The organism is Actinomadura sp. HBU206391, assembly GCF_014323665.1.
Taxonomy (GTDB): domain Bacteria; phylum Actinomycetota; class Actinomycetes; order Streptosporangiales; family Streptosporangiaceae; genus Actinomadura_C.
This window is the reverse complement of record NZ_JABVEB010000276.1, coordinates 1-6,898: the sequence shown is the minus strand read 5'-3', so window position 1 is coordinate 6,898 and position 6,898 is coordinate 1. Positions and strand designations below refer to the sequence as shown.

The 6,898-nt window shown below is 68.4% G+C and carries 5 protein-coding genes; all 5 read right to left on the bottom strand.

The features are described 5' to 3' along the window. A partial coding sequence (locus HKK72_RS33990) for a BTAD domain-containing putative transcriptional regulator (protein WP_187238523.1) occupies positions 1-521 on the bottom strand: 521 nt, incomplete at its 3' end. Between the two features lie 1,891 nt (positions 522-2,412). Beyond that, a complete protein-coding gene (locus tag HKK72_RS33985) occupies positions 2,413-2,883 on the bottom strand; it encodes an SPW repeat protein (protein WP_187238522.1) in 471 nt (156 codons plus the stop codon). Positions 2,884-3,055: 172 nt separating this feature from the next. Further along, entirely contained in the window at positions 3,056-4,054 is a 999-nt protein-coding gene (hpnH, locus tag HKK72_RS33980) for an adenosyl-hopene transferase HpnH (protein ID WP_261987462.1), read from the bottom strand. 5 nt (positions 4,055-4,059) lie between these two features. Continuing rightward, the gene (gene ispH, locus HKK72_RS33975; protein ID WP_187238520.1) at positions 4,060-5,565 is read right to left on the bottom strand and encodes a 4-hydroxy-3-methylbut-2-enyl diphosphate reductase; all 1,506 of its coding nucleotides are present in this window, start codon (positions 5,563-5,565) and stop codon (positions 4,060-4,062) included. Continuing rightward, a partial coding sequence (gene shc, locus HKK72_RS33970; protein WP_187238519.1) for a squalene--hopene cyclase occupies positions 5,562-6,898 on the bottom strand: 1,337 nt, incomplete at its 5' end. The genes ispH and shc, both read right to left, overlap by 4 nt.

Genomic DNA, 6,898 nt, shown 5'->3' with positions numbered 1-6,898 from the left:
TGTCCCAGGTCGAGCTGAACGGCGATGCGTCTCTGCGTCGCCGCCCGCCGCTCGCTCTCGAGCCCGGTGCGGATTTCCGCCGCCCAGTCGCCGTCCATTCCGACGAGCGCCTCGCCACGCCACAGATGGTCGGCTTCACGAAGCAGTTCCAAAGCGTGGTCGCCATCGCCGCTCTCGGCGACGGCTTGTGCCTGGTCGCACAGGCGCCGGAACTGGTACAGGTCCACCGAGTTCGGATCGACTTCGAGGCTGTACGCGCCCGAGCCCGAGCGCAGCCGGATCGTCCCATTGGCCACCGCGTTCAAACGGCCGCGGAGCCGAGCGATATAGGCATAGAGGCTGTCGCGGGGTTTGGGGGGTGGGTTGCCGGCCCAGAGTCGGTCGATCAGCGCTTCGGTGGGCACCGGGCGCCCTGGCGTCAGCAACAAGATCGCGAGCGCCTGCCGTTCCTTGGCTGACCCAAGTTCGAGTCGCCGACCGTCGGCCCACAATTCCACGGGGCCGAGAATGCGGAACTCCACCAGAGCCCTTCCTCGGGTTGGCTTTCGACTAAACCGATCTTGACACTCGAGGCCGGAGAAATCTAGGAGGAAAATTAATATCTATGACCGATATGAGCCGGAATAAGATCTCCGGGGACGTTGTGGCACGGAGCAGCAGACTAAGCTATCGGCCGGTTCACATCAAGGCGCACAAGGAACAGGCATGTAGGGCCCAATGAGCCCTGACGGCATCTCGGCTCAGTGGCCCGACGACCCCTCGGATGTGGCCCTCCCGGTCGCGTCGCGGAGGCGGGCGAGGGGCGCCGTCGGCAGTGGCGCTGCCATGGCGAACGGCACCGGGACGCTCGGCGATCGGTTTCGGTCGTCCGCCGGCTCACCGGGCCTCGGCCCGTCTGCACCACCCCTGGCGCGGCCGGGTCCGCCGCCAGGCCCGGAAGCGCTCACGCACACCGTTCCAGCCATTCGCGAATATGTCGCTACCCGGGCTTTCTGCATTCTTTCACAGCGTGCCGATTCGTGGGCCGTCCCATGAGGCGACGCGATCGGTCGAGGACGGCCAATGACATCTTCCGCACGGTGCGAAGGGGAATCCGCGTGAGTGCGGGACTGGCGGGCCGACCCGTTCCGCTACGTGCATTGCGCGGCGAGGGCGCGAGCCGATCTTTTCCGGTTCGGGGCGTCCGTGATCCAGCGCGCCCGCCGTCCGCCGGCGATGGCATTCCACGTTCATGGTGATGAGCCCGGCCCGACCCGTGCACTCGGATGTGATCTCGCCGATACGATTTCTCCGGGCCGGAGGCCGGGAATCGGAATACCGCTCGGCATGCCGATCATCGAAAGGTCACCGAACTCTCGATGATCTGTCACCGCCGCGTCCGGACGGCTGAATCGATCAACCCGGGCTCGAGGCGATGTAGGTGCTGGATCCGTGATCGACTGGGCGCGCTCATCCGCGGATGCGCGCGGGTGATGTGGGGTGACGCGCTTTGGATCCGAGGGATCCGCAACGGCCGGTCATGCCGATAGGCGTGTGTGATGGGGCCGCAACCAGTAAAAGTTAACGTGAGACCCCGGCCCGCCGTCAATAAGATGGCGAACCGGGGCCTTTGACGTCTCCTGGGGTCCACTGCTCCGGCCGGGACCGAGACTTCTTTCCTGCCCAGGTGGCCATTGCCGCGAGAGGTGTTCAGTAGAACACTCCCGCCGCCGTTTGGCCAGGGGTTCTTGCCACCTATTCAGCCAGCGATTCCTCGGGAGCCGGGCATGCACGAACCGTAGTGTCCCTTTCCGCACATTGGGCAAATAATGAGAAACATCAAGACCTCCTTGGGGCATGCTGAATCAGACCATGCCGGCCTTCCTGCGGACTCCCTGCGCCGGGCAATTCGTTACGGCAGCTGGTCGAACAATTGCTCGACGATCATCAGGTTCCGGCCGTTCTCGGCGAACTCTGGTGCTGCGAGTCGGAAGTCGCTGGCTACAACCCAGATGCCGACATTGATCCACGATCGGTGGAGCTGTGTTGCCAGGTATGTGTCAGCAGCAGCGGGCTTCCATATGGCGTTAGCGGCGAGCTCTGAGACGACAGGAGATGTGCTCCGCAGGTACCTGAGGGCTCAGTACAGCAGAACCGCGTGACCGATGAGGCGTATTTGGCGGAAGTTCTACGAATACGCCGCAAACTCGGATATATATCCCGCTATGTGGGTTGTTGTCGTGAATGTCAGAATCGCGATGCCTATGTAACTCTTTCGACCCGAATGCGCGTCGTGAGGATGACGGTGACGGCACCCGGCGTACGGGCGAGCCGCGGCGGCCTGCCGCCACGGCCACGGCGGCCGCCGCCACGGTTCGCGATACAGCGGCTCCGACCGGCGGCCGCCGGTCGGACCCGGCGGCCCACTGGCCCCTACCGGTCGCCGCGTCCCGGCTCTCTCGAGCGGTCGAACATCTCCTTCTCAGGCCGCCGTCTCTGGCGCATGCCGACCGCCATCGCCCCCAGCCCGGCCAGGAGGATCACGATTCCGGTCACCACGTTGCTCCAGATGCTCGCCCGCGTGGCCGAGTGCATGATCCATGGAGCGATGATCGTCCAGACACCGATGAGCGGTGCCATCCAGCTCAGCCCGTGCATACGTCCGTAGGCCGAGGCCAGGCCGAGGCCGAGAGCCGCCAAGGCGAGGCCGGTGACGAGGTTGCTCACGGACAGCCTGGAGAGGCTGTGGAAGCCCACGACCCATGGCGAGATCGCCAGGTACAGGCCGGACAGCATGGTCAGCCCGTCGGCCGCTTGGGCGGCCGGCGTGCATGACGCCCGCTCGTACCTGTCCCTCAGCTCGAGGATGTCCGGATGCCGTTCAAGGCCAGTTGGTCGAGTCATGACCTAGGCCTCCTTAATTTGCGGAACTGACAAATCACCCGTACCCCGTAGGAATCGGCGTTCACGCTGGTCAAGGCAAAGTTTCCGTTCCTGACCGCTCGGGCCCGGCCGGTCAGGCGGGGCCAGAGCCCAATCGCGTGGAGGGAGGGGAGGTGTGGCTGATCCGTCGCTCTCAGCCGTCCCGCAGGGCACGGAGGGACTGTCTGAGGGAGCCGAGCGTGGCGAGGACGGCTGTCGGCTCGTATCCGCAGTGCGCCATGCAGTTGGCGCACCTCGGATCGCGCCCGCGGCCGTAACGGCTCCAGTCGGTGTCGTCGATCAGTTCCCGATAGGTCTCGGCGTAGCCGTCGGCCATCAGGTAGCAGGGCCGTTGCCAGCCGAGCGGGGAGTAGGACGGGATGGCCCAGGCGGTGCACGGAAAGTCGATCCTGCCCTCGAGGAAGTCCAGGAACAGCGGGGTGTGGTTGAACCGCCATCGCCGCCGTCTGCCATCGGCAAACGCTTTCCGGAACAGCTGCCGGGTCTCCTGGACGCCGAGGAAGCGGTCCTGGTCCGGCGCCTTCTCGTAGGCGTACCCGGGCGAGATCATCAGCTCGTCGACCTGGAGGTCGTCGTTGAGGTAGTCGAGGACGTCGATGACCGTCTGGGGGCTGTCGGTGTTGAAGAACGTCGTGTTGGTGGTGACCCGGAAGCCGCGGCGCTGACACTCGCGGACCGCGGCGACGGCGTCATCGAACACGCCTTCCTTGCAGACCGAGGCGTCGTGGCGTTCCCGAAGCCCGTCGAGGTGCACCGTCCAGGCGAAGTAGCGTGAAGGCTCGAACTGGTCGATCTTCTTGGGGATCAGCACGGCGTTCGTGCAAAGGAACACGTACTTCTTCAGGGCGACGAGTTCACGGACCAGTTCGGCGATCTGCGGGTGCATGAGCGGCTCTCCGCCGGCGATCGACACCATCGGGGCGCCGGCGTCCTTGATCGCGGCCACCGCCTGCTCCACCGGCATGCGCCTCTTGAGCAGCTCCGGGGGGTGCTGGATCTTTCCGCAGCCGGCGCACGCGAGATTGCAGGCGAACAGCGGTTCGAGCTCGACCAGCAACGGGAACTTCGCCCGCCGGCGCAGCCTCTGCCAGAGGATGTAGCCGCCGACGCGCAGGCTCTGGCGAACCGGCATCGCCATCAGGATCGGACCTTCAGCGGCAGCGTGAAGCTGATGGTCTCATCGGCCACACGGCTTTCTTCGAGGGTCACGCGGCCGAGTCCTCGCAGTGCCATGACGACGGCTTCGACCAGCCGTGGCGGGGCCGAGGCGCCCGCGGTGAGCCCGACCGTGCGGGCGCCGGCGAGCCAGTCCAGCACGATGTCGCCGGGGTCGTCGATGAGGTGGGCGGCGGCACCCTCGCGTGCGGCGACCTCGGCGAGCCGCAGGGAGTTCGACGAGTTGGCGGACCCGACGACGAGCACGACGTCGGCGTGGCCGGCCACCGCCTGTACGGCGCGCTGCCGGTTGGTCGTCGCGTAGCAGATGTCATCGGTCCGCGGACCCTCGGCGCCCGGGAACCGATCACGGATCGCCGCCGCGATGTGCCCGGCCTCATCGGCCGCGAGGGTGGTCTGCATGAGGTAGGCCACCCGCCGATCGGCCGGGAGAGCCGCCACGTCGTCGACGTTCTCGACGAGTACGCCGCGGTCGGGAATCTCGCCGAGGGTACCCTCGACCTCTTCATGCCCTGCGTGGCCGATCAGGACCACCAGGTCGCCGCGGGCGGCGAACCTGCGCGCCTCGGCATGCACCTTCGCGACCAGCGGACAGGTCGCGTCGATCACCTGCAGGTCGCGACGTGCCGCCTCCGCGCGCACGTCGGGCCCGACGCCGTGGGCCGAGAAGATCGTTACGGCCCCGGACGGCACGTCGGTGAGTTCCTCGACGAAGACCGCGCCCTGCCGCTCCAACTCCTCGACCACGTGCCGGTTGTGCACGATCTGCTTGCGGACATAGACCGGCGGCCCGTACTTGTCCAGGGCTCTGGCAACGATCTCGATGGCGCGCTCGACCCCGGCGCAGAACGACCTCGGCGCGGCGAGCAGCACCCGCCGAGGTCCGGCGGCCGCTGCCCAGCGCATGAGGACGGGGCCGACGCGGCCGAGCGTACGACGGGCGGCGAGACCCCCGCTCACCGTGGCCCGGCTGCGCAGCGCGCGGTCGGGTGTGTCGACGATGACGCGTACCGCCGCGAACGGCCGCCCCCCCGCGGCGACGGCCAGCGGTCCGGTCTCCATGTCCACCGCCCTAGCCCCGCTGCCCGCGAGCCTCAGCCGCTCCGTTCCCGTGACCACGTGATCGCTCGTGACGAGCGGGCCGATCTGCGCGGAGATCCCGGCGCGAGCGAACTCTCCGGCGAGGAGCCGGGCCGACGGGCAGGGCGTCACCCGGTCGCCGAAGCGCACCTCGCTCGCCACCAGCACCTCTCCCGGCCGGAGCCCCTCGTCGAGCGCGCCGCCGAACCCGGTCACGGCCAGTGCTTCGAATTCGGGTAGCCGTGCCGCGGTGCACGCTGCGCGGGCGGGTCCCATTCCGGTCCGGATCAGCGTCACCTCGGCCGGATCGGCCGGATCGGTGGGCAGGCCGCGCCGCAGGACCCAGGCCTCGACGCCGAGCGCGGTGCAGATCAGCAGGCGCGTCATGCCGGTGTCTCCGTGATCGGGCCCGCGCCGTCCCGGTGCGGGCCGAGATAGCGCCCCAGCGCACTGAGCGGGAAGACCAGCCGGTACAGGTGGTAGTTGATGTAGAAGTCGCCCGGGAAGCCCGTACCGGTGAAGTGCGGTTCGTCCCAGGTGCCGTCGGCCCGCTGGTGATCGACGAGCCAGGCGATGCCCCGGTCCACCGCCGGCGTGCGCTCGCCCGCGGCGAGCAGCGCGATGAGCGCCCACGCGGTCTGCGACGCGGTCGAGGCGCCACGGCCGATCCAGGCGGGATCGCGGTAGGAACGCAGATCCTCACCCCAGCCGCCGTCGTCGCTCTGATGGGCCTCCAACCAGGCGACGGCCCTCCTCACACAGGGCGTATCCGGCCGGACACCCACCGCGATCAGGGCAGGCAGCACGGCTCCGGTGCCGTAGATGTGGTTGGCGCCCCAGCGGCCGAACCACGACCCGTCGGGCTCCTGCGCCTTCAGCAACCAGGTGACGGCCTGCTTGACGACGGCCGAACCGGGTCGCTCTGCGGCCAGCGCCTCGACGACATGGGCGGTGACGTCGGCCGACGGTGGGTCGATCACGGCGCCGAAGTCGCAGAACGGCAGCCTGGTGCACAGTTCGCGGGTGTTGTCGGCGTCGAAGGCCGCGAAGCCGCCGTCTCGGGACACCATGCCGGCCATCCAGCGCACCGCTCGGTCGATGACCGGCCGCGTGCCGGGATGGCGTACGCGGCGAAGGGCGAGGACCACCTCGGCGGTGTCGTCGGTGTCGGGGTAGCCGTCGTTGTCGAACTCGAACGCCCAGCCTCCGGGCGGCAGGTTCGGCCTTCGCACGGCCCAGTCGCCGGGGCCCTTGATCTCCTGATCGAGCAGCCAGCCCGCGGCCCGGACCAGGGCCGGGTCGTCATCGGGGACGCCCCCGTCGCGCAGGGCGTTGACGGCGAGCGCGGTGTCCCAGATCGGCGATTGGCAGGCCTCCAGCCGGCGGCCCTTCTCGTCGTGGATCGTGAACCGGTCCAGGCCGCTCAGGCCCCTTCTCATCACGGGATGGTCGAGGTGGTATCCCTGCAGGTTGAGAGCGATGAGTGAGTACACCCAGGGCGGCTGGATTCCGCCCCAGGACCCGTCCGGCTCCTGTCTGGCCACGATCCACTCGGTGGCACGGTTGAGCGCGGCGCGCCGCAGACCCGCGATCGGACGCCGCTCGTAACGGTGCAGCGCGCGGTCGAGCACTCTGAACGCTCCCTCCCAGCCCATGGACGCGGAGCGGCGCGCCCGAACGGGCCGTCCGGTGCGCAGTTCGGGCAGGTCGAACGGGAGCG